At 63.0% G+C, this 21,353-nt stretch carries 20 protein-coding genes; 6 read left to right on the top strand and 14 right to left on the bottom strand.

The genetic code is table 11. The features are described from left to right. Positions 1-38 precede the first annotated feature (38 nt). The 5 genes from AC07P1_RS13280 to rpsP form a co-directional block, all read right to left on the bottom strand. The gene (locus tag AC07P1_RS13280) at positions 39-707 is read right to left on the bottom strand and encodes a CoA pyrophosphatase (RefSeq protein WP_494696250.1); all 669 of its coding nucleotides are present in this window, start codon (positions 705-707) and stop codon (positions 39-41) included. A 69-nt stretch (positions 708-776) separates the two neighbouring features. Next, positions 777-1,163, bottom strand: a complete 387-nt coding sequence (gene rplS, locus AC07P1_RS13275; protein ID WP_090315727.1) for a 50S ribosomal protein L19 — start codon at positions 1,161-1,163, stop codon at positions 777-779. Positions 1,164-1,283: 120 nt separating this feature from the next. Continuing rightward, on the bottom strand, positions 1,284-2,030 hold the full coding sequence (gene trmD, locus AC07P1_RS13270; protein ID WP_494696249.1) for a tRNA (guanosine(37)-N1)-methyltransferase TrmD: 747 nt from the start codon (positions 2,028-2,030) through the stop codon (positions 1,284-1,286). 21 nt (positions 2,031-2,051) lie between these two features. Beyond that, positions 2,052-2,612, bottom strand: a complete 561-nt coding sequence (rimM, locus tag AC07P1_RS13265; protein WP_494696248.1) for a ribosome maturation factor RimM — start codon at positions 2,610-2,612, stop codon at positions 2,052-2,054. Between the two features lie 14 nt (positions 2,613-2,626). Next, positions 2,627-2,872, bottom strand: a complete 246-nt coding sequence (gene rpsP / locus AC07P1_RS13260) for a 30S ribosomal protein S16 (RefSeq protein WP_019921707.1) — start codon at positions 2,870-2,872, stop codon at positions 2,627-2,629. A gap of 217 nt (positions 2,873-3,089) precedes the next feature. Between rpsP and AC07P1_RS13255 the strand changes: the two genes are divergently transcribed. Further along, a complete protein-coding gene (locus AC07P1_RS13255; protein ID WP_494696247.1) occupies positions 3,090-3,542 on the top strand; it encodes a TM2 domain-containing protein in 453 nt (150 codons plus the stop codon). A gap of 22 nt (positions 3,543-3,564) precedes the next feature. Beyond that, complete coding sequence (locus tag AC07P1_RS13250) at positions 3,565-4,161, top strand: glycine zipper 2TM domain-containing protein (protein WP_494696246.1); 597 nt, start codon at positions 3,565-3,567, stop codon at positions 4,159-4,161. Positions 4,162-4,282: 121 nt separating this feature from the next. Here AC07P1_RS13250 and AC07P1_RS13245 read toward each other — a convergent pair whose 3' ends face one another. Both AC07P1_RS13245 and AC07P1_RS13240 read right to left on the bottom strand, forming a co-directional pair. Beyond that, positions 4,283-6,388 (bottom strand): family 43 glycosylhydrolase, encoded by a 2,106-nt coding sequence (locus AC07P1_RS13245; protein WP_494696245.1) that lies wholly within the window; start codon positions 6,386-6,388, stop codon positions 4,283-4,285. Beyond that, positions 6,388-9,576 (bottom strand): TonB-dependent receptor, encoded by a 3,189-nt coding sequence (locus tag AC07P1_RS13240; RefSeq protein ID WP_494696244.1) that lies wholly within the window; start codon positions 9,574-9,576, stop codon positions 6,388-6,390. Before AC07P1_RS13240 ends, AC07P1_RS13245 begins: the two co-directional genes overlap by 1 nt. 351 nt (positions 9,577-9,927) lie before the next feature. Between AC07P1_RS13240 and AC07P1_RS13235 the strand changes: the two genes are divergently transcribed. Together AC07P1_RS13235 and AC07P1_RS13230 are read left to right on the top strand one after the other, a co-directional pair. Continuing rightward, positions 9,928-10,911: a proline dehydrogenase family protein gene (locus AC07P1_RS13235; protein WP_494696243.1), complete on the top strand. Its 984-nt coding sequence runs from the start codon at positions 9,928-9,930 to the stop codon at positions 10,909-10,911. 33 nt (positions 10,912-10,944) lie between these two features. Beyond that, positions 10,945-11,307 (top strand): VOC family protein, encoded by a 363-nt coding sequence (locus tag AC07P1_RS13230; RefSeq protein WP_494696242.1) that lies wholly within the window; start codon positions 10,945-10,947, stop codon positions 11,305-11,307. A 4-nt stretch (positions 11,308-11,311) separates the two neighbouring features. Here the strand turns inward: AC07P1_RS13230 and AC07P1_RS13225 are convergent, their stop codons facing one another. The 7 genes from AC07P1_RS13225 to ugpQ all read right to left on the bottom strand — a co-directional run bounded on the left by AC07P1_RS13225 (position 11,312) and on the right by ugpQ (position 19,432). Further along, a complete protein-coding gene (locus AC07P1_RS13225) occupies positions 11,312-11,542 on the bottom strand; it encodes a hypothetical protein (RefSeq protein WP_494696241.1) in 231 nt (76 codons plus the stop codon). A gap of 222 nt (positions 11,543-11,764) precedes the next feature. Continuing rightward, complete coding sequence (locus AC07P1_RS13220) at positions 11,765-13,555, bottom strand: acyl-CoA dehydrogenase (RefSeq protein ID WP_494696240.1); 1,791 nt, start codon at positions 13,553-13,555, stop codon at positions 11,765-11,767. Between the two features lie 75 nt (positions 13,556-13,630). Further along, positions 13,631-14,563 carry an electron transfer flavoprotein subunit alpha/FixB family protein gene (locus tag AC07P1_RS13215; protein ID WP_494696239.1) on the bottom strand — a complete coding sequence of 311 codons (933 nt, stop codon included), beginning with the start codon at positions 14,561-14,563 and terminating at the stop codon, positions 13,631-13,633. 10 nt (positions 14,564-14,573) lie between these two features. Next, complete coding sequence (locus tag AC07P1_RS13210) at positions 14,574-15,323, bottom strand: electron transfer flavoprotein subunit beta/FixA family protein (protein WP_090315761.1); 750 nt, start codon at positions 15,321-15,323, stop codon at positions 14,574-14,576. Between the two features lie 184 nt (positions 15,324-15,507). Beyond that, the gene (locus tag AC07P1_RS13205; RefSeq protein ID WP_373999957.1) at positions 15,508-15,765 is read right to left on the bottom strand and encodes a sulfurtransferase TusA family protein; all 258 of its coding nucleotides are present in this window, start codon (positions 15,763-15,765) and stop codon (positions 15,508-15,510) included. 216 nt (positions 15,766-15,981) lie between these two features. Next, positions 15,982-18,600, bottom strand: a complete 2,619-nt coding sequence (gene alaS / locus AC07P1_RS13200; protein ID WP_494696238.1) for an alanine--tRNA ligase — start codon at positions 18,598-18,600, stop codon at positions 15,982-15,984. A gap of 79 nt (positions 18,601-18,679) precedes the next feature. After that, positions 18,680-19,432 carry a glycerophosphodiester phosphodiesterase gene (ugpQ, locus tag AC07P1_RS13195; RefSeq protein WP_494696237.1) on the bottom strand — a complete coding sequence of 251 codons (753 nt, stop codon included), beginning with the start codon at positions 19,430-19,432 and terminating at the stop codon, positions 18,680-18,682. A gap of 116 nt (positions 19,433-19,548) precedes the next feature. Between ugpQ and AC07P1_RS13190 the strand changes: the two genes are divergently transcribed. Together AC07P1_RS13190 and AC07P1_RS13185 are read left to right on the top strand one after the other, a co-directional pair. After that, on the top strand, positions 19,549-20,784 hold the full coding sequence (locus AC07P1_RS13190) for a CaiB/BaiF CoA transferase family protein (protein WP_494696236.1): 1,236 nt from the start codon (positions 19,549-19,551) through the stop codon (positions 20,782-20,784). 2 nt (positions 20,785-20,786) lie between these two features. Then, a complete protein-coding gene (locus AC07P1_RS13185; protein WP_494696235.1) occupies positions 20,787-21,242 on the top strand; it encodes a GNAT family N-acetyltransferase in 456 nt (151 codons plus the stop codon). Positions 21,243-21,353 lie beyond the last annotated feature (111 nt).

The following is a 21,353-nucleotide window of genomic DNA, read 5'->3' as shown; positions in this document are numbered from 1 at the left end:
CCACCGTGGTGGGAGAATCAAACTTATTAGTTCGGACATCAAGCGCGCAGGAAGTGGAACAGGTTGCGCAGCATGCCGGCGGTGGCGCCCCAGATGTAGTATTCGCCGTAAGGCATGGCATAGAAACTGCGCACGCCGCCGGCAATTTGGGCCGACAGGCGCTGGTGGTTCAAACCGTCCATCAGGAAGGCCAAGGGCACTTCGAAGATCTCGGCCACCTCGGAAGGATCGGCCCGCAGCTCGAACGGCGGCGCGATCAGGCCGACGACGGGGGTGACGCGGTAGCCGGTGCCGGTGTAATAGTCGGGCATGGTGCCGATGACGTCGACATGGGAGCGGTCCAGGCCGATCTCCTCCTCGCACTCGCGCAGCGCGGTGTCGACCGGGCCGGTGTCGTAGGATTCGGCGCGGCCGCCGGGAAAGCTGACCTGGCCGGGATGGTCGGTCAGGTCGGGATTGCGTTGGGTCAGCAGGATGGTCAGGCCGGTCTCGCGCAGCACCAGCGGGATCAGCACGGAGGCGGCCGTGGCCGGCGTGCCGTCGGCGCGCTGCAGGTTGCGCTCGTCGGTGCTCTCCGGCGTCCAGACCGGCTGCTCGGCGAAGCGGCTGCGCAGCCATTGCGGCACCAGGCGCTCGCGGGCGATGGCCGGCTCGCCGGCGATGGCGTCGATCGGCAGCAGTTTCGGATCAAATAGCGGTTTGGCCAACGCTGTCTCCATATAAAAAAAGGGCACCCCGTTAGGTGGTGCCCCTTCATCCAAACACAAGCGCGGCTATTAAGCTGCGGTTGCTTTCGCCGCTGGGCGACGGTTTGGCAGTTTTTCCTTGATACGTGCCGATTTACCGGAACGATCACGCAGGTAGTACAGTTTAGCGCGACGTACGTCACCGCGGCGTTTCACTTCGATCGAAGCGATCAGCGGGGAGTACAGCTGGAACGTACGCTCGACGCCTTCGCCGGACGAGATCTTACGAACGATGAAGTTCGAGTTCAGGCCACGGTTACGACGGGAGATGACGACGCCTTCGTATGCCTGGGCGCGCTTGCGGGTGCCTTCGACGACGTTGACGTTGACGATCACGGTATCGCCAGGGGCGAAATCAGGGATCTTCTTGCCCAGACGAGCGATTTCTTCTTGCTCGAGTTGTTGAATCAGATTCATTTTAAGACTCCAAAAACCATCGTGCTGGCGCGCAATGAGTGCTGTTCAAACACTCGCCCAGTAGAGGATGGGGTTAAACAGGCGGACAACATATCCGCAAGCTTCTACAACAACAGGTTTTTATAAACCTGCCAAAAATTTCTCGTCATGCTTGGTCAGCAGGCCGCCTTCGCGCGCCTTGACCAGCAGATCGGGGCGCTTGCGCGCGGTCGCCTCCAGCATGCGCTGGCGGCGCCATTTTTCGATCTCGGCATGGTTGCCGCCCATCAGCACCGGCGGCACGCCCACCCCTTCGTACGTTTCCGGCCGCGTGTAGTGCGGCGAATCGAGCAGGCCGTTGACGAAACTGTCTTCGATCGCCGACGCATCCGTGTTCAGCACGCCGGGAATCTGGCGGATCACGGCATCCATCAAAGCCATCGCCGGCAGCTCGCCGCCGGACAGCACGAAATCGCCGAGGCTGATTTCCTCGTCGATGCAACGGTCCAGCAAACGCTGGTCCACCGCCTCGTAGCGGCCGCACAGGATCACCAGACCGGGCTCCTGCTTGAGCTGCATGACACGCTCGTGCGTCAACTGCTTGCCCTGCGGCGACATGAACAGCACGCGGGGGGCGGGCAGACCGGCATCGGTCTGGCGCTGCTTCGCCGCGTTGAGCGTCGCTTCCAGGGGCTTGGCCAGCATCACCATGCCGGGGCCGCCGCCATAGGGGCGGTCATCCACGGTGCGGTGATTATCGGTGGTGAAATCACGCGGATTCCACAACGACAAGCCACATTTATTCTGTTCGAACGCGCGCCGGGTGACCCCCGACTGCGTCAGTGCGGCGAACATTTCGGGGAACAGGGTCACGACATCGAATTGCATGGCGGGCCGCCCTTATGTTCTTTAGTAATCAAGGCCCCAGTCGACGGTGATCTTCCTGGCCGCCTTGTCCACCTTGATGATGAACGCTTCGACAAACGGGATCAGGCGCTCTTGCGCCGCAACTTCGGGATTCGCATCTTCAGCGACGGCTGCCGTGATGCGCAAGATCGACTGCGGACCGTTGCTCATCATGTCAGTCACCGTACCGAGGTGCTCACCTTGCAAATTCTCTACATCCAGACCAATCAACTCGGTCCAGTAAAACTCATCATCGGACAAGGCCGGGAACGAACTGCGCGGAACCGAAACAGCGGCGCCCTTGAGCGCTTCTGCGACGTCCCGATCGGTCACTCCCACCAGCTGTGCGACCACGTCGCCGCCATGCAGTTTGGACTGCTTGACTTCGACCTCGTGCACGCTTGGCTTGTCGATCCACCAGGTTTTCACCGAAAGGAGCGCATCCGCATCTTCCGAGAAAGGACGTATCCTCACCCAGCCAGCGACGCCGTAAGCACCGAAGACAAAGCCTACCTGTGCCAGATCGTCGGGGACTTGCACCCCGGATGCATTCTTATCGGTCAAACCAGCAGCCAGACTTAAGCAGCTTTGTTCGACGCTACCAGGCGAGCGACGGTAGGCGACAGTTGTGCGCCAACCGATTGCCAGTGAGCCAGACGGTCAGCGGTGATGCGCAGTGGCACTTCGCCACCCTGCGCCATCGGGTTGTAGAAACCGATGCGTTCGATGAAACGGCCATCGCGGCGATTGCGCGAGTCGGTTGCAACGATGTTGAAGAACGGACGCTTCTTGGCGCCTCCACGAGCTAAACGAATAACGACCATAATATTTCCAAAAAGTGTGCTAGGACGGAAAAAGCCGCAAATTATAGCGCGCTTTGCCGCGAAGCAGCAAGCGTTAATGAAATAATCGGGCGAATTGGGGTAATCGAAGATTATCCCCCGTTCCGGCGCACGGGGCAATAGCCACAGCGATAAAAAGGTGGGCCGGGCCGATATTATGACCGATACTGCATGCTTTCCGGCTATTTAATCGATAACCATGACGAATCCGCACCACACCGCGCCCGCCACCGCCGCTTCCGCACGTCACAAAAACAAGACCGTCGCCGCCCTGCTGGCCTTCCTGTTTGGCGGGCTCGGCCTGCACCGTTTATACCTGCGCGGGCCGCGCGATCCTTGGTTGTGGGCGCATCTGGCCTGCCTGCCGCTGGCCTGGATGATCGCCAAGGGCGCGCCGGACGCCGACGGCTTCTATAAAGTGCTGCCGATTATGATCTCCGGACTGGTCGGTTTCCTGGAGGCGCTGGTGCTCGGATTGATGGCCGACGAGAAGTGGGATGCGCGCTTCAACCCGGCGTCGGGCAAGCAATCCGAATCGCGCTGGCCGCTGGCCATCATCCTGGTCGCCTCCATGATGCTCGGGGCCGCCGGCTTGATTGCCACAATCTCACGATTATTTGACTTACTGTACACTGGTGGCGCTTATGGCTAAGCCAACAATAGGAGACTTACTTATGAATAAACGTTCAATTGTGCTGGCGATCACGCTGGCCGCCCTGACGTCCGCCGCGCAAGCCCAGACTCCAAAACAACACTACAACGCCGAAACCAAGCGCATCGCCACCCGCTACGCGGAAGACAAGAAACTGTGCGCCGAAGAAACCGAATCGAGCGCCCGCATGCAATGTCTGCGCGACGCCAAGTCCGAATTCAACAAATCCAACACGCAGGCGAAGGCTGCCTATAAGAGTGCCGGCACGGCCAAGCCGGCCGCAAACTGCGTCGACTGCGGCCGGGTCACCTCGGTCGTCCTGGGAGAAAAGAAGGGTGAAGGCGGCGCCGTCGGCCTGATCGCCGGTGGCGTCGCCGGCGCGTTGCTGGGCAACCAGGTCGGCAGCGGCAGTGGCCGCAAGCTCGCCACCGTGGCGGGTGCCGCCGGTGGCGCCTACGCCGGCAAAAAGGTCGAGGAGCACGCGCGGTCGAGCAAGCAGTGGACCGTCAACGTCGAATACGAAGACGGCAAGCACGACAGCTACGTCTTCGAAGAAGACCCGGGCATGATGAAGGGCGACCAGGTCAAGCGCTCGAACGGCGGCATCGTCCGCCGCTAACCCCAGCGGGGTCAGTGCCGACATTCGGACACGCCAGCGGGGTCAGTGCCGACATTCGGACACGGGCTGAACCAAGTAATGGTTGTGTCCGTGTCCGAATGTCGGCACTGACCCCCGAGGGTTATTTGGCGTGCGACCAGATGAATCGCACGCCATCGCCGCCGTCCGGCAGCGGTCCCGGGCTGTTCGCGACCAGAGTTCCTGTCTTCGGATCGATGCGCAGGTAGCGATTGTTCGCGAGCGACATCAGCACCAACTCCCCCGTCGGCGTTTCCATCCACTGGAAGCTTTGCGCCGCGCCGGGCTTGCCAGCCCGCAGGCTGACACCGCCCTCCTTGTCCACCACCAGATAACGCACTCCCGATGCCAGGGCGACCCGGCCCAGCCCCATATCCTTCACCTTGAACGTTGTCGGCGCGGATGCGGCCAGCCTTTCTCCCGCGACGGCGAGGCCGGTTTCGGCTTTGTAAGAGGCCAAGCTAATGGACTTGCCAAAAGGAATCGCACGCATCAAACCGCGCGGCATCGGCTCCGCGATGTCGACGCTGTCGAAATCGGCGTAGCCACCTTCCACTCCGGTGACGTTGTAATGAAATAGCGCATAGCGCACGCCCTGGAACGTCTTGAGCTGGAACACCATGGGCCAGAGGCCGCCGATGTCGACGAAACGCTTGCCGTCCACCGAATAGCTGAATCTCGCCTGCTCGGCCAGAAAGTCACAGTCGGCGCGCAGCCAGATTCGTTTGGCGTCAAGCGCAATCCGTGTGGCCTGCCCGCTGATCTGGTCGAATAGCGCGATGTTCAAGCCTTCGGCGGTTTTTTCGACGCCGAGCGTGGCGTGGGGCAAATTGAGCAGACCAAGGCCGGCGATGTCGCCCTCTTTGAGCCCCGCAAGATCCAGCGCGACCGTTGGCGACGATACCGGCCCGATGGCGCGCTGGGTCAGGCTATTGCGCGCGTCCCAAAACGATGTCGCGGGCAGGGAATGCAGGCGCAGGAAACCCGGCCGCTGTGTCAGCGACCATTTGTTCTCGACCGGCACGTGGTTCCATTGCCAGATCGGCTTCAACCTATCGCCGGAAAAGTCGTCGCTGCGCTCGTACGGCACGCGGATCGGCTGGGGAACGGCGGTCTTCGGCTTGACCCAGGTGCGCGGATTGCGCCCCGGATTGCCCGGCAGGCCGAAGTACGGCCAGCCATCTTTCCACGTCACCGGCGACAGGCCGGTCAGACGTCCGACCGAGTTGTAGTCCATCATCGAGAAGCCCCACCATTCGCCCGCCGGCGTGAGCACGATGCCGCCCTGGTGCAAGGTCGTGGCGTCGCCGGACCCAGGCTTGGGCCGGTCGATGACGAACGGCGGCTTGGCTTCCTTCATGCGGTTGCCGCGCGCCAGACCGAAGCCCTCGTCCATGCTGATAGCCCGGTTCACCTCGTAGGGGCCGTAGACGTTGTCGGCGCGCGCGGCCGGCATGCGGAATCCGCCGGCGTAGTTGGCGCTGAGGATGTAATACTTGCCGTCGATTTTATAGAAGTGCGCGCCCTCCCCCATGCCGTCGTCCTTGTCGAACAAGGTCTTTTCGGAGCCGGCCACGATGTCGGTCAGATCGTCGTTGAGGCGGGCAACTTGCATGGTCTGGTGTCCCCAGACAGCGTAAGCTTTGCCATCGTCATCGAACAGCACCGACAAGTCGTGCAGGCTGCGTCGCATCTCGTGATGCTTCCACGGTCCGCGCGGATCGGTCGCGGAGTAGACCTGCGTCGCCCGGCGGTTGATGTTGGTGAAGATATAGAAAGTGCCGTTATGGAAGCGCAGGCTGGGCGCCCAGATCCCCTGCCCATATATTTCCTTGCCGTCCTCCAGCCGGAACTGCGGACCGAAATCCAGCTTGGTCGCGGCGTAGCTGAGGAACTCCCAATTGACCAGGTCCTTCGACCGCATCACCGGCAGACCGGGCATCGCGTGCATGGTGGTGCCGGTCATATAAAACCAGTCGCCGACGCGGATCAGATCCGGATCGGAGAACTCGTCATAGAACAATGGATTGGTGAAGGTGCCGTTGCCGTTGTCGGCGGTCCAGGTCCTGGGCTGGGGGTGCGCCGGCGCCTTGGCCTGCGCCTTGACCTGCTTTCCGGCTTGCGCCGAAGGCAGGCCCGGCGCGGTCGCCAGCAACGCCGCGCAAAAGATCCGCACGACGAGCCGATGATGCGTGAGCCGGGCCGTCATCAGAACGTCGTCCGCAGCGACAGGGTGTAGGCCGCGCCGGGCTTGTACTCGTCGGCCACCGCGTTGCTGAACTGCGTGTAGGTGCGGCTGATCGCCTTGTTCGCGTTCCACACACTCAACGTCAGATCGGTGTTGTAGCGGAAATTGAACATTTGCTTCAGATTGGCGCCGACCGACAAATCGACCTGAGAGCGCTCCGTGGTGTACGCATACGCGCCGCCGGGGACCGTCAGGCCGGTGCCGGTGTTGACGACGTGGGCCGCCGTGTACTGGCGCGCGACGCGCACGTTCAGCCCGTTGCGCTCGTAGTACAAAGTCAGGTTGTTGGTGCGCGGCGGAACGCCGGCCACCGGCGGCGCGTTGGCCGCCTCGTCCTTCTGCTTGGCGTAGGTGAAGTTGGCCGCGAGACCGAAGCCCTTGACCGGCAACATGTCCAGCGGTTGCTGCCAGGTCACTTCCACCCCGCGCACCTTGAGCTTGGTGTCGATGTTGTAGGGTTCGGAAATCTCGATCAGATGCTTGTCGCGCCCGCCGCTGGCGTTGACCGACTGCTGTTGCGCGTCGGTCAGGCCGAGGGTGCCGAAGCGCGCGTCGAGTTGCGCCAGCGTGTAGGTGGTGACCCGCTGCCCCGGCCGGCTGATGATGTCCTTGGCAAAGCCGCTGACCGACACGTAAGCCTCGCGGGTGATGTAATACTCCAGTCCCAGATCGAGGTTGTTGGCCTCGAACGGTTTGAGGTTGGGATTGGTGAGGTTGCCCTGGCGCATACCCTGGTCGCCGACCGTCAGCTGGGTCTGGCGCAGGTCGGCGGGGTTGGCGCGCGTCAGCGATTTCGAGCCCGACAGGCGTGCGATGACCGACGGCGTGAGGTTATAGGCCATGGTGGCCGACGGCAACGTGTTGCTGTAGGTGGTCGACTCGTACGCCCACACGCTGATGTTGTCGTACAGACCGCCGTTGCGCAGGTTCGCGTTGCGGGGATCGGCGCCGACGCTCAGCGCGCCGATGGTTTGCTTGGTGCGCGCGTAGCGCACGCCGGCGTTGTAGCGCAAGGTGCGGCCGAAGACCTGGTTGCGGCCGTTGACTTCGGTGTAGAACGCGCTCACCGCCTCGCGGATATAGCCGCCGCTGCCATTGTTGAAGCCCTTGTAGATGTTATCGCGGAAGTACTGATAGTCGGTGTCCTGCGCGAACTTCGGCCAATCGACGGTGATGAAGCCGTTGCTGGACGGATTGACGTAATTCCTCACGGCGGCGTTCGGCACCACCGAGCCCAGATAGGTCAGCGGCGCGGTCATGCCGCTGGTCGAGCCGGTGCCGTAGCCGGGATAGGCCGTGGCCGCGTCGGTGATCGGGCCGGGCGTGCTGCGGCCATCGCAACCGGGCGTGCGCAGCTGCGTGTTGGGCGCGGCGTAGCGCACGCTGACGTTGTTACCACAGGCCACGTTCATCCAGGCGTCGGCCACGGAGAATCCCCGGTAGCGGCGCTTGATGTCGTCGTAGGCACCGCCGAACTTGATGCTGAAGTCGTTGTCGCCCCAGTTCAGGTTCAGGCGCGTGCCGCGCGTGGTGTTGTTGCGCTCGTAGAGGTCCATGCGCAGGCCCGACAAGCCCTGTCCGCCCTGGTACCAGCCGAAGTTGGCCGGATCGTTGATATCCAGATTGGCGCTGTAGCTGGGCGGCAGGCCCGGCTGGGTGTTGTCATAGTTGATCACCGAGTTGGGCGAGCGCGTGGCGAACAGCACAGTCGGCATGTCGCGGTAGAAGGTGCTGTTGGTGGCGTTGAAGTGGGCGTCGATGGTCAGCTTGTCGGTGGGCCGGAATTCGAAGCCGGGGTTGACGCTGTGGAACTTGGTCTTCTCCTCCATGGGCCGGTATTCCAAGGACCAGAAGGTGTTGGCGAAGATCGCCTTGTTGAGCACGCAACCGACGGTGCAATCGCTGCGGTCGAACTCCATGCCGATCGGAATCACCGTGTTGGCGCGGGTGCCGGCGTTCATCGCCTGGTAGGTCATCTTGTTGCGCTTCTGGGCGGCGACCAGGTCGAGGTAGACGTCCCACTTGTCGTTCGGCTGCCACTGCATGCTCAGCACTTCGCCGATGCGCTTGCGCTCGCCCTCATACACCAGATGGCGGCCCAGGCGGGCCATCAGCGCGTTGTCGATCTGCTGGATGGTGGCGCCGGGATTGAGCGCGAGCAGCATCGCTCGGTCGATCTGCTTGCCCGGCACCAGGATGGAACGGGCGTACTCGGGCAAGTCGTTCAGCGCCAGGCCCGACGGCACCGTGTCCGGCGTCGATTGCGAACCGCCGCCGGTGCTGTTGGGCTTGTCTGCGGCATTGGCCTGGAACGACTTCAGCTGGAAGTTGCGCATGTCGACCGACTGGAAGCCGTCGGTCTTGTACTTGGTGTCGCCGAAGGCCACGCCGCCCAGCAGGCCGAACTTGCCCCAGGCGTTGCTGGTCCAGGTGTTGCTGATCAGGCCGGAGCCGGTGGCGCCCATCTTGCCGTTCTGCTCGCGGTAGTTGCCGCTGAGCGTGAACGCCGAGCGGAAGCCGCTCTTGTCGAACGGCCGCACGCTGCGCATGTTGACGGTGCCGGCGATGCCGCCCTCGATCAGGCTGGCCTGCTGGCTCTTGTAGACGCTGGCGCTGCGGAACAGCTCGGACGGCAGGAAGTCCATGTCGACTTCGCGGTTGGCGCTGATCGAGCCGCCCCAGCTGCCGGCCGACGCCGACGCCATCGGCGCGCCGTTGAGCAGCACGCGGGTAAAGGCCGAGCCCATGCCGCGAATGGAAATGTTCAGGCCCTCGCCGTCGATCTCGGCGCGGCGGACGGTGACGCCGGGCACGCGGGCCAGCGCGTCGGCGATGTTGGGGTCCGGGAATTTGCCGATGTCTTCGGAGAACACGGTATCGCTCAGGCCGATGTTCTCGCGTTTCTCGTTGGCGGACAGCGCCAGCGAACTGCGGTAGCCGCTGATGACCACGGTCGGCTTGACCGGCTGCTTCGCGTCCTTGTCGTCGTCCGGCTCGGGCGCCGGGGCCGGCGACGAGGCCGGCGCAACCGCCGGCGCCGGGGTGGTCTGCGCATGCGCGCTTGAAATGAGGCCTGCTACGACGGTGGCGGCAATACATCCGCCCAAGCCTGGTCCGCGCCGTGGCGCGCCGATCAACTTACTGTCCATACTGTCTCCTCTACCCGGCATCGCTGCCTGTGGGGTGCGCGCCTTGGGCGCATTATTTTATGTTTTCCTCTACCAATTTTTGTTACTTTTAGTGACTATCAACCTCCTAACAAGACAAATGTTATGCGCAATCATTTTTGGATGTTCTGCCTTTATAACAACTTCGTCAATCGTTTAATTTGAACTAAGTTGCCAAAAAAATACAGCAATAAGGGCGTTTTCTGGCGTATATTCGCGCGCCTGAGATTGCGCAATCATCAGTTTCGCAGCGACAGCGATGCGCCACCGTTTGGACGAGCCGCCGTCGCTATGACACAATGTGTTGTTTATTCCACCACTTCAGGAGACGCCGTGTCCGCACCAACCTTCCCCGCCCAATGGCAAGGCCTCGTCGATCAAGCCGCGACGGCGCTGCGCGCGTTGGCGCTCGACGAATCGGCCAAGGAAAAATTCTGCAACGACCCGCTGCTGCGCGCCTACATGCACAAAGTCTCGCAGCGCTACGTGGCGGGCCAGACGGTCGCGGAGGCGTTGACGCGGGTGGAAAGCATCGTGGCGCAAGGCCACGCGGCGTCGGTCGAATACATGGGCGAGAGCGTGCGCGACGAAGCGTTCGCGATGGCCGAGACGGAGGTGTTCATGGAACTCACGCGCGCGGTCGGCCAGCGCAATCTGAACTGCTCGATCTCGCTGGACCTGTCGCACGTCGGCTCGATGGTGGACCTGGAGTTGGGCTACCGGAATCTGCGCCGGGTGGCGCTGGCGGCGGCGGAAATCAACCGCGAGGTGATGATCTCGATGGAAGGCGCCGACCGCGCCGACGACATCTACGCCGTCTACGCGCGGCTGCACAAGGAGGACGGCTTGCACAACGTCGGCATCACGGTGCCGGCCAAGCGCCATCGCACCGCGCGCGACCTGCCGCAGTTGATGAAGATTCCCGGCCGCATACGACTGGTCAAAGGCGCGTTTCTGGAGTCGGCGGAGATTTCCTACGACCGCAACAGCCCCGAGCTGGCGGCCGCGTATCGCCGGTACGCGGGCGAACTGCTGCTGAGCGGCCACAAGTGCTCGATCGCCACGCACGACCACGCGATCCAGGCCGACCTCAGCGAACTGATTCTGAAGGAGCGGATCGATCCGCGCTGGTATGAATTCGAATCCTTGATCGGCCTCGGCACAGAAAACATCGCAGGGCTCAAGGCGCGCGGCTTCCCCACCCGCGAATACGTGGTCTTCGGCGAAGAGCATTTCCTCTACGTGCTCAACCGTATCGCCGAGGAACCGGTGCGGGTGTATCAGGCGATTGTGGACGTGATGGGCACGCCGGCGTGACGGCGTCAACAACGATTCGATAAGGAGACCCATATGTCAGATTTCACCCATGTCAGATTCACGCTTGCCGTGCTTGACCTGGCCAAGTCCACGCACTACTACACTTCGGTGCTTGGTCTGGAGATAGACTTCACGGCGCCCGGTTGGACGTTTCTGTCCCGTGGCAGCTTTCGCGTGATGCTCGGCGAGTGCACGGACGCCATTCCGCCGGCGGAGCTGGGCGACCATTCGTGGTATGGGTATGTGACGGTGTCGGACGCCACCGCCCTGTTTGCGGAGTATCAGGCCGCCGGCGCCGAGTTCACGCAGACGCTGGCGGACAAGCCGTGGGGCATGCGCGAGTTTGGTGTTCGCACCATCGACGGCCACCGCATCATGTTCGGGCAGGAACTCTAGTCCATTAATGAAGGCGGAATTCGACCAGTGTTGAAATGGCCGCTTCCGCTTCGCGTACCGAGCGGGCTGATGGGCGCGCGCCCGCGGCGACGGCCCAGGCCAGGACCCAGTGGCCGGCGGTGATTTCCTCGGCGGCCGTTCTTGCTTGAAGCATGCGGCGGGCAGCCTCGTTCATGCGTTTCACGGCGTAGGCTTTACGGCTATTTTTGATGGGGGAGATAACGATGGATTTCATGGCAGACCTCACTGTGAACATCCTCGTTTTACGCAACGCGCACGAAAATGGATTCAATTCCAGTGAAGAAGCCGTAGCTGCGGTTCCACGTAGGGCGGATTAGGCGGAACGCCGTAATCGGCCATCGATGAGCCGTCGGCGGCGCATGCATGGCGGATTACGCTGCGCTAATCCGCCCTACGTGTCTCCACGTCAAATTTGACGTCAACGAATAATGCGGGCTCAGAACTGGTCTTCGCTCAACGCCAGCACGCCCGCGCTGCCGTCGATGATGGCCGTGCGCAAGCCCGACGATTGCGACAGGATGTGGTCGGCGAAGAAGCGCGCGGTGGCGATCTTGGCTTTGTAGAAGCCGGCGTCGCCTTCGTTGGCGTCCAGCTTGCGCTGCGCGACCACCGCCGCGCGCGCCATCTGCCAACCACCCAGCACGATGCCAGCCAGCTTCAAATACAGCACGCTGCCCGAGAACACGCCCTTGATGTCGCTCTTCATGTTGGCGACGACGTACTCCACCACCGCCTCCAGATCCTTGCTGCCAGCCGACAGCTGCGCCAGGATCGCCTTGAAGTCGGCCGAGCCGCCGGCGGCCAGCTCCGCTTCGGTCGCGCGCACTTGCGCGATGATGCCCTTGGCGACAGCGCCGCCGTCGCGCACGGTCTTGCGGCCGACCAGATCGTTGGCCTGGATCGCCGTCGTGCCCTCGTAGATCGTCAAAATCTTCGAATCGCGATAGTGCTGCGCCGCGCCGGTCTCTTCGATGAAGCCCATGCCGCCATGCACCTGCACGCCGTCGCGCGCGACGTCCTGCGACATCTCGGTCGACCAGCCTTTGATGATCGGCACCAGATATTCGTACACCGCCAGATTGGCCTTGCGCGTTTCCGTGTCGGCATGGCTGTGGGCGACATCGCTGATGCCGGCGCCGACGTAGGCCAGCGCGCGCGCGGCCTCCGTCTGCGAACGCATGTTCATCAACATGCGGCGCACGTCCGGATGATGGATGATCGCTACCGGACCGGCCGAGCCGGCCAGATCGCGCGACTGCACGCGGTCCTTGGCGAACGCCACCGCCTTTTGATACGCGCGCTCGGCCAGGCCGATGCCCTGCAGGCCAACGCCGAAGCGCGCCGCGTTCATCATGATGAACATGTATTCCAGGCCGCGATTCTCCTCGCCGACCAGGGTGCCGATGGCACCGCCGTGGTCGCCGAATTGCAGCACGGCGGTCGGGCTGGCCTTGATGCCGAGCTTGTGTTCGAGCGAGACGCAATGGGCGTCGTTGCGCTCACCGATCGAGCCGTCGGCGTTGACCAGGAACTTCGGTACGATGAACAGCGAAATGCCCTTTACGCCAGCCGGCGCATCCGGCGTGCGCGCCAGCACCAGGTGGACGATGTTTTCGGAAAAGTCGTGCTCGCCGTACGTGATGAAGATCTTGGTGCCGAACACCTTGTAGGTGCCGTCGCCCTGCGGCACGGCGCGGGTGCGCACGGCGGCCAGGTCGGAGCCGGCTTGCGGCTCGGTGAGGTTCATGGTGCCGGTCCATTTGCCCGAGACCAGGTTTTCCAGATAGATGGCTTTCTGCTCGTCGCTGCCGGCCGTCAGCAGCGCTTCGATCGCGCCATCCGACAGCAACGGGCACAGCGCGAATGAGATGCTGCCCGCGTTGAGCATTTCGATGCACGGCGTCGCCAGCAGCTTGGGCAAGCCTTGGCCGCCGAACTCCACCGGATGCTGCACACCCTGCCAGCCGGCCTCGCCGAACGCCTTGAAGGCCTCCTTGAAGCCCTTGGACGTGGTCACCTGGCCGTCGTGCCAATGGCTCGGCTCCTTGTCGCTCGGATGGTTCAACGGCGCGATGACGTTGCTGACGAATTTCGCGTTCTCCTCCAGGATGGCTTCGGCCGTGTCGGGGGTCGCGTCTTCGTTGCCCGGCAGCGCGTTGACGCCGGCCAGGTCCGCCAGCTCGTTCATCACGAACAGCATGTCTTTCAGGGGTGCTTGATAGGGCATCTTATGTCTCCAAGAAAAAAGCCACGGCAATCCGGCGGTGCCGGATCAGCGTGGCTCGGGTGCGCTCAGGCTGTATTAGCCCAGTTCTGCGACCAGTTGCGGCACGATTTCGAACAGATCGCCAACGATGCCGTAGTCGGCCACGGAGAAGATCGGTGCTTCCGGATCTTTGTTGATCGCGACGATGGTCTTCGAATCCTTCATGCCGGCCAAGTGCTGGATCGCGCCGGAAATACCGACGGCGATGTACAGGGTCGGCGCGACGATCTTGCCGGTCTGGCCCACTTGCCAGTCGTTCGGCACGTAGCCGGCGTCGACCGCTGCGCGCGAGGCGCCCATGGCCGCGTTCAGCTTGTCGGCCAGCGGCTCCAGGATCTTGAAGGCGTCGCCCGAACCCATGCCACGGCCACCGGAGACGATGACTTTGGCGGCGGTCAGTTCAGGACGGTCCGACTTGGCCAGCTCGCGGCCGACGAAGCTCGACTTGCCCGAGTCGCCGACGGCGGTGACGGTCTCGGTCGCGGCCGAACCACCGGTGGCGGCGGCGGCGTCGAAGCCGGTCGAGCGCACGGTGATGACCTTGATCTTGTCCGACGATTGCACGTAGGCGATGGCGTTACCGGCGTAGATCGGACGCTCGAAGGTGTCCGGCGAATCCACTTTGGTGATTTCGGAGATCTGCGCGACGTCCAGCTTGGCGGCCACGCGCGGCAGGATGTTCTTGCCGTAGGCGGTGGCCGGCGCCAGGATGTGGCTGTACGAGCCGGCCAGCGCCAGCACTTGCTCGGCGACGTTCTCGGCCAGGCCGTCGGCGAAATGCGCGGCGTCGGCCACGATGACTTTCGACACGCCGGCGATTTGCGCGGCGGCTGCGGCTGCGGCGCCGGCGTTGGAACCTGCGACCAGCACGTGCACGTCGCCGCCGCATTGGGCGGCCGCGGTCACGGTGTGGAGGGTGCTGCCCTTCAGGCTGGCGTTGTCGTGTTCTGCGATGACTAATGCGACCATGATTGTTCCTTTAGATGACTTTGGCTTCGGTGCGCAGTTTTGCGACCAGGGTGGCGACGTCCGGGACCTTGATGCCGGCCGAGCGCTTGGCTGGCTCGACGACTTTCAGGGTTTTCAGGCGCGGGGTCACATCGACGCCCAGGTCTTCCGGCTTGGTCACGTCCAGCGGCTTTTTCTTCGCCTTCATGATGTTCGGCAGGGTCACATAGCGCGGCTCGTTCAGGCGCAGATCGGTGGTGACGATGGCCGGCAGGGTCAGCGCCAGGGTTTCCAGGCCGCCGTCCACTTCGCGGGTGACGGTCACTTTGCCGTCTTCCAGCACCACTTTCGACGCGAACGTCGCTTGCGGCCAACCCAGCAGCGCCGCCAGCATCTGGCCGGTCTGGTTGGAGTCGTCGTCGATCGCCTGCTTGCCCAGGATGATCAGCTGCGGCTGTTCCTTGTCGGCCAGCGCCTTGAGCAGCTTGGCGACGGCCAGCGGCTCCAGCTCGACCGAGGTCTCGACCAGGATGCCGCGATCGGCACCGATCGCCATACCGGTACGCAGGGTTTCCTGGCACTGGGTCACGCCGCACGACACCGCCACCACTTCGGTGACCTTGCCGGCTTCCTTCAGGCGCATCGCCTCTTCCAGCGCGATCTCATCGAAAGGGTTCATCGACATTTTGACGTTGGCGATATCGACGCCAGTGCCGTCGGACTTGACGCGAACCTTGACGTTATAGTCGACCACGCGTTTGACGGGTACCAAGACTTTCATAGCTGTGCCTTTGGGAAAATGTATAAATGTTCGGGACTAAATGTGGGCTAGATTATATGAGAAATCCACCGCGCACAAGAAATTAAAGCACGATCGTGCGATTTTTCGCTAGTAGAAACCGTCTAAAAATCAGTTTTCCTAGACGGTGGTTCTACGGGAGAAATGCAACGGGGATGGCTGGCGCTTATTTGCGCTGCATCAAAAAGACGAATTCGCGTCCGGTTTGCACGTGGGACAGCAGCGCGTTGCCGGTTTGTTTGGCGAACGCCTGGAAGTCGCGCACGGAACCGGGGTCGGTTGCCATAATACGCAGCACTTCGCCGCTTTGCAGCTCGGACAAGGCCTTTTTAGCCTTAAGAATCGGCAGTGGGCAATTTAAGCCGCGCGCGTCGAGTTCTTTATGGAATTCCATGATTTCGTTTTCAAGTATCGTGTCAGTCATCAAGAACCCGCTAGTTGGTTAAGCACTTTCGCAATACTACTCCAATTTGTGGAGCTTGACGCGCTGCACCAAAATAGTTCATTGCGCGTTGCAAGTTCGCAACGGGAACTTGCGATTTCACAACAAGTCTGCTTAAACAACAGCGGCCCGCGCTTGACACGCGGGCCGCATCGGTGCTGCATTACAGCCGTGGTTGCAGGCTGCAAGCCACTTTAGTTACTTCGACGCACGTTCGCCTACCCACGCGGCCACACCAGCCAACGCGGCTGGCAAACCGCTCGGATCGGTGCCGCCGGCCTGCGCCATATCGGGGCGGCCGCCGCCTTTTCCGCCCACTTGTTGTGCAACGAAGTTCACCAGCTCGCCGGCCTTGACCTTGGAGGTGGCGTCCGCCGTCACGCCGGCGATCAGGCTGACCTTGCCGTCGGCGACGCTCGCCAGCACGATGGCGGCGGTCTTCAGCTTGTCCTTCAGCTTGTCCATCGTCTCGCGCAGGCGGGCCACGTCGGCGCCGTCCAGCGTTGCCGCCAGCACCTTGATGCCGTTGACGTCCACCGCTTGCGTGACCAGCTCGTCGCCCTGCCCCGATGCCAGCTTCGACTTCAGCGCCGCCAGTTCCTTCTCCAGCGCCTTGACATGGTCCTGCACCTGGCCGATACGCGCGGTCAGTTCCTCGGGATTCGACTTCAGCGCGGCCGCAGCTTCCAGCAGGCGGCGGTTCATCGACTGCACCAGCGCCAGCGCGCCCTCGCCGGTCACCGCTTCGACGCGGCGGATACCGGCGGCGACGCCGCTTTCCGAGATGATCTTGAACAGGCCGATGTCGCCGGTGCGCTGCACGTGGACACCGCCGCACAGCTCTTTCGAGGTGCCGATGTCGAGCACGCGCACTTCGTCGCCGTACTTCTCGCCGAACAACGCCATCGCGCCATGCTTGACGGCGTCGTCGAACGACATGTGCTGCGCCTTGGTCGCGTGGTTTTCCAGGATCTCTTTATTGACCTTCGCCTCCACTTCGGCGATCTGCTCGGCCGTCAGCGGCGCGTTGTGGCTGAAGTCGAAACGCGTTTTGTCGGCGTCGACCAGCGAGCCCTTTTGCGCCACGTGGCCGCCCAGCACTTCGCGCAGGGCTTTGTGCATCAGGTGGGTCGCCGAGTGGTTGCGGATGGTGCGCGCGCGCTTGCCCTGGTCGACGTCGGCGCTGACCGCATCGCCGACTTTGAGCGAACCGGCGGCCAAGGTGCCATGGTGACCGAACACGTCGGCCTGGATCTTCAGCGTGTCGTCGACGTTGAACGCGGCGGCGCCGGCGCTGATGACGCCCTGGTCGCCGACCTGGCCGCCCGACTCGGCGTAGAACGGCGTGGTGTCCAGCACCACGATGCCCGACTGGCCGGCCGTCAGTTCTTTCACCGAGGTGCCGCCCGTGTACAGCGCCACGATCTTGCTGGTGGCGTGGCTCAGGTTGTCGTAACCGACGAATTTGTTCTTCTCGCCCGAGTATTCGACCTTGCTGTCCTTGATGGACTTGCCGCCTTTGCGCGACAGCTCCTGGCTTTCCTTCAGGGCGGCGTCGTAGCCTTCCTGGTCGAAGGTGATGTTGCGTTCGCGGCAGATGTCGGCCGTCAGGTCCGGCGGGAAGCCGTAGGTTTCGTACAGCGTGAAGGCGGTGGCGCCGTCGATGCCGGTGCTGTCCTTGGCCAGCTGGGCTTCCAGCACTTTCATGCCGGTTTCCAGCGTCTCGCCGAAACGCTCTTCCTCGGCCTTCAACATTTGCGCGACGCGGTCCTTGGCTTCTTCCAGCTCCGGATAGGCGCCGCCCATCTCGATCGCCAGGTCGGCCACCAGCTTGTAGAAGAACGGCTTGGTCTGGCCCAGCTTGTGGCCGTGGCGCAGCGCGCGGCGGATGATGCGGCGCAGGACGTAGGCGCGGCCTTCGCTGCCCGGAATGACACCGTCGACGATCATGAACGCGGAGGCGCGGATGTGGTCGGCGATCACGCGCAGCGACTTGTTTTCCAGGTCGGTGGCGCCGGTTTCACGCGCGGCGGCCTTGATCAGGGCCTGGAACAGGTCGATCTCGTAGTTCGAATGCACGTGCTGCAGCACGGCGGCCAGGCGCTCCATGCCCATGCCGGTGTCGACGCACGGCTTCGGCAGCTTGTGCATCACGCCCGCTTCATCGCGGTTGAACTGCATGAACACCAGGTTCCAGATTTCGATGAAGCGGTCGCCGTCCTCGTCCGGCGAGCCTGGCGGGCCGCCTGGAATGTCGGCGCCGTGGTCGTAGAAAATCTCGGTGCACGGACCGCACGGGCCGGTGTCGGCCATCTGCCAGAAGTTATCCGAAGCGTAACGCGAACCCTTGTTGTCGCCGATGCGGATGATGCGCTCTTTCGGCACGCCCACTTCGTTGGCCCAGATGTCGTAGGCCTCGTCGTCTTCCATGTAGACGGTGACGGTCAGCTTGTCGGCCGGCAGGCCGTAGACCTTGGTCAGCAGTTCCCAGGCGAAGTTGATGGCGTCGCGCTTGAAATAGTCGCCGAAGCTGAAGTTGCCCAGCATTTCGAAGAAGGTGTGGTGGCGCGCGGTGTAGCCGACGTTTTCCAGATCGTTGTGCTTGCCGCCGGCGCGCACGCAGCGCTGCACGGACGTCGCGCGGGTGTACGGGCGGCTGTCGGTGCCGGTGAACACGTCCTTGAATTGCACCATGCCGCTATTGGTCAGCAGCAAGGTCGGGTCGTTGCCAGGTACCAGGGAGCTGGAACGGACAATCGAATGACCCTTGGATTCAAAAAACTTGAGGAATTTCTCGCGGATTTCAGTTGATTTCATGTCGTGAGCAGGGTAGCTGGCAAATGCAAAGGGTTGATTATATATGACCCCGCCAGGGGAAGGGTTGCCGGGCTGGCTGTTAGGCAAACGTTGGCCCGATCAAATCGATGCGGTCGGTGCAAAAGCCGTCCACGCCCCAGGACAGGATCTCCCTGCCCCGCTCGGGATCGTTGACGGTGTAGCAAAACAAGCCATAGCCGGCGGCCTTGATCGCCCGCGCCAGTTCGCCGGTCAAATGCTTGTGGTTGGTGTGGATGGCGACTGCGGCCAATTCGCGCGCCTGCGCCTGCCAGTCGTCCGGAATCCGGTCCAACAGGTAGCCGCGCGGCAGGTCCGGGGCGGCGTCGCGGGCGGCCGCCAGCGCGTCGAAGCTGAACGACGACAACAAGGGGACGGCGGCAGGGTCGCCTGCGGCGATCTCGTCGGCATAGCTGTCGCGCGTCACCCTGGCCACCCAGCGGCCCGTCTCCACTTCAAAACCGTCGGCCGGCTTGATTTCCACGTTCATCCAGATGCGCTGGACCTTGCAGTAGTCGATGAACTGCGTGTAGTACGGCACCGGTTCGTCCTTGAACTGCTGGCCGAACCAGGCGCCCGCGTCCATCGTGGCCAGGTCGACGGCGTCGGTGTCCGGCACGCTGCCCCGGCCCGCCACCGTGCGGCCGAAGTCGGCGTCGTGCATCACCATGCCGATGCCGTCGCGCGACAGCATCACGTCGAACTCGACGGCATGGAAGCCGTAGGCCAGGCCGGCGCGCAGGCCGGCGATCGTGTTTTCCGGCGCCAGCGTTCCGCCGCCGCGATGTGCAACAATTTTAGGATACGGCCACATAGCTCTGCCTCCAGCGGATAAATATTTGTTATAAAACCAACTCCAACCCTATCACGAATGCCGCCCAGACACTACACTGGCGGCCTGATAGGATTACTCAAAAGGTTAGACATATCATGACAGCTCAAAAAGCGTTAAGCCATATCCGCGTGCTCGACCTGAGCCGGGTGCTAGCCGGACCGTGGTGCTCGCAGAACCTGGCCGACCTGGGCGCCGACGTCATCAAGATCGAACGTCCCGGCGCCGGCGACGACACGCGCGCCTGGGGCCCGCCCTACGCCAGGGACGCCGACGGCAACGACACCACCGAGGCTGCCTACTACCTGGCCGCCAACCGCGGCAAGCGCTCGGTCACGATGGACATCGCCAGCGCCGAGGGCCAGGCGCTGCTGCGCGAGCTGGTCCAGCATTGCGACGTCGTGCTGGAGAACTACAAGGTCGGCCAGCTCAAACGCTACGGCCTCGATTACGACTCGCTCAAGGCCATCAAGCCGGACCTGGTCTACTGCTCGGTCACCGGTTTCGGCCAGGACGGCCCGTACGCGCACCGCGCCGGCTACGATTTCCTGATCCAGGGCATGGGCGGGCTGATGTCGGTGACCGGCGAGCGCGACGACCTGCCCGGCGGCGGCCCGCAAAAAGCCGGCGTCGCGCTGACCGACCTGATGACCGGCATGTACGCCACCATCGCCATCCTCGCCGCGCTGACCCAGCGCGACCGCGACGGCAACGGCCAGTACATCGACATGGCGCTGCTGGACGTGCAGGTGGCGATGCTGGCCAACATGGGCAGCAACTACCTGAACAGCGGCAAGCCGCCCAAGCGCTGGGGCAACGCGCATCCGAACATCGTACCGTATCAAACCTTCGCCTGCGCGGACGGCTACATCATCGTCGCCACCGGCAACGACGGCCAGTATCAAAAGTTCGTCGAAGTGGGCGGGCGCGGCGACCTGGCCTTCCACGAGCGCTACGCCACCAATCCGCTGCGCGTGAAAAACCGCGACGAGCTGGTGCCGCTGCTGGCCGCCATGGTGCTGGCGCACAGCCGCGATTTCTGGATCGACAAGCTGGAAGCGGTCGGCGTGCCCTGCGGCCCGATCAACAACCTCGACGATGTCTATGAAAATCCGCAGGTGCTGGCGCGCGAACTGGTGATGGAAGTGCCGCACCCGACCGCCGGCAAGGTCAAGCTGGTGCGCAGCCCGATGCGCATGTCCGGCGCGCCGGCCGACGACGCGTCGACCTTGCCGCCGCCGCTGCTGGGCCAGCACACCGACGAGGTGCTGCGCGATTTGCTCGGCCACAGCGACGCCGATATCACCACCCTGCGCAACAAAGGAGTTCTTTAAGCATGAGCAGCAACGTAACATTGGAAGAAATTACCGGACACAACTTCGAAGCCTTCATAGAGATGGAGCTGCCCGACCACCAGCGCGATTTCATCGCCAGCAATGCCTTCTCGATCGCGCAGGCCAAGTTCTACGCCGATTACATCCCGCGCGGCATCTATTGCGACGGTGAGCCGGCCGGCTTCCTGCTGTACGACCGCCAGTCGAACGACAATCCCGGCGAGTACGGTATCTACCGCTTCATGGTGGATTTCCCCCGGCAGGGCAAAGGCATAGGCCGGCGCGCGATGGCACTGCTGCTCGACGAGCTCAAGGCCAAGCCGGACGTCAAGCTGATCACGATCTGCTACAAGCCGGGCAACGTCGCCGCGCGGACGTTCTACCAAAGCTTCGGCTTCGAGGAAACCGGCCTGGACGAGATCGGCGAGATGATCGCGGTGATACGGATACCAGACTGAAAACACTGGACGATGCCGCTGAAAAACCGTGGAGACACGCATGGCCGATTACGCCTTCGGCTCTCAAGCCCTACCGGCAGGTAGGGCGTTCCTTCGATGGGCCCCGGGGCG

The organism is Duganella sp. GW821-FHT07F09 (assembly GCF_059418705.1).
This window is presented reverse-complemented; position numbering and strand designations above follow the sequence as displayed.

Bases quoted from the DNA above. Each gene is read 5' to 3' on its own strand.
- alaS (WP_494696238.1), bottom strand. From the start codon at position 18,600: ATGAAATCAACTGAAATCCGCGAGAAATTCCTCAAGTTTTTTGAATCC.
- AC07P1_RS13190 (WP_494696236.1), top strand. From the start codon at position 19,549: ATGACAGCTCAAAAAGCGTTAAGCCATATCCGCGTGCTCGACCTGAGC.
- AC07P1_RS13240 (WP_494696244.1), bottom strand. From the start codon at position 9,576: ATGGACAGTAAGTTGATCGGCGCGCCACGGCGCGGACCAGGCTTGGGC.
- ugpQ (WP_494696237.1), bottom strand. From the start codon at position 19,432: ATGTGGCCGTATCCTAAAATTGTTGCACATCGCGGCGGCGGAACGCTG.
- AC07P1_RS13245 (WP_494696245.1), bottom strand. From the start codon at position 6,388: ATGACGGCCCGGCTCACGCATCATCGGCTCGTCGTGCGGATCTTTTGC.
- AC07P1_RS13210 (WP_090315761.1), bottom strand. From the start codon at position 15,323: ATGAAAGTCTTGGTACCCGTCAAACGCGTGGTCGACTATAACGTCAAG.
- AC07P1_RS13230 (WP_494696242.1), top strand. From the start codon at position 10,945: ATGTCAGATTTCACCCATGTCAGATTCACGCTTGCCGTGCTTGACCTG.
- rplS (WP_090315727.1), bottom strand. From the start codon at position 1,163: ATGAATCTGATTCAACAACTCGAGCAAGAAGAAATCGCTCGTCTGGGC.
- rpsP (WP_019921707.1), bottom strand. From the start codon at position 2,872: ATGGTCGTTATTCGTTTAGCTCGTGGAGGCGCCAAGAAGCGTCCGTTC.
- AC07P1_RS13250 (WP_494696246.1), top strand. From the start codon at position 3,565: ATGAATAAACGTTCAATTGTGCTGGCGATCACGCTGGCCGCCCTGACG.
- trmD (WP_494696249.1), bottom strand. From the start codon at position 2,030: ATGCAATTCGATGTCGTGACCCTGTTCCCCGAAATGTTCGCCGCACTG.
- AC07P1_RS13225 (WP_494696241.1), bottom strand. From the start codon at position 11,542: ATGAAATCCATCGTTATCTCCCCCATCAAAAATAGCCGTAAAGCCTAC.
- AC07P1_RS13255 (WP_494696247.1), top strand. From the start codon at position 3,090: ATGACGAATCCGCACCACACCGCGCCCGCCACCGCCGCTTCCGCACGT.
- AC07P1_RS13205 (WP_373999957.1), bottom strand. From the start codon at position 15,765: ATGACTGACACGATACTTGAAAACGAAATCATGGAATTCCATAAAGAA.
- AC07P1_RS13185 (WP_494696235.1), top strand. From the start codon at position 20,787: ATGAGCAGCAACGTAACATTGGAAGAAATTACCGGACACAACTTCGAA.
- AC07P1_RS13220 (WP_494696240.1), bottom strand. From the start codon at position 13,555: ATGCCCTATCAAGCACCCCTGAAAGACATGCTGTTCGTGATGAACGAG.
- AC07P1_RS13215 (WP_494696239.1), bottom strand. From the start codon at position 14,563: ATGGTCGCATTAGTCATCGCAGAACACGACAACGCCAGCCTGAAGGGC.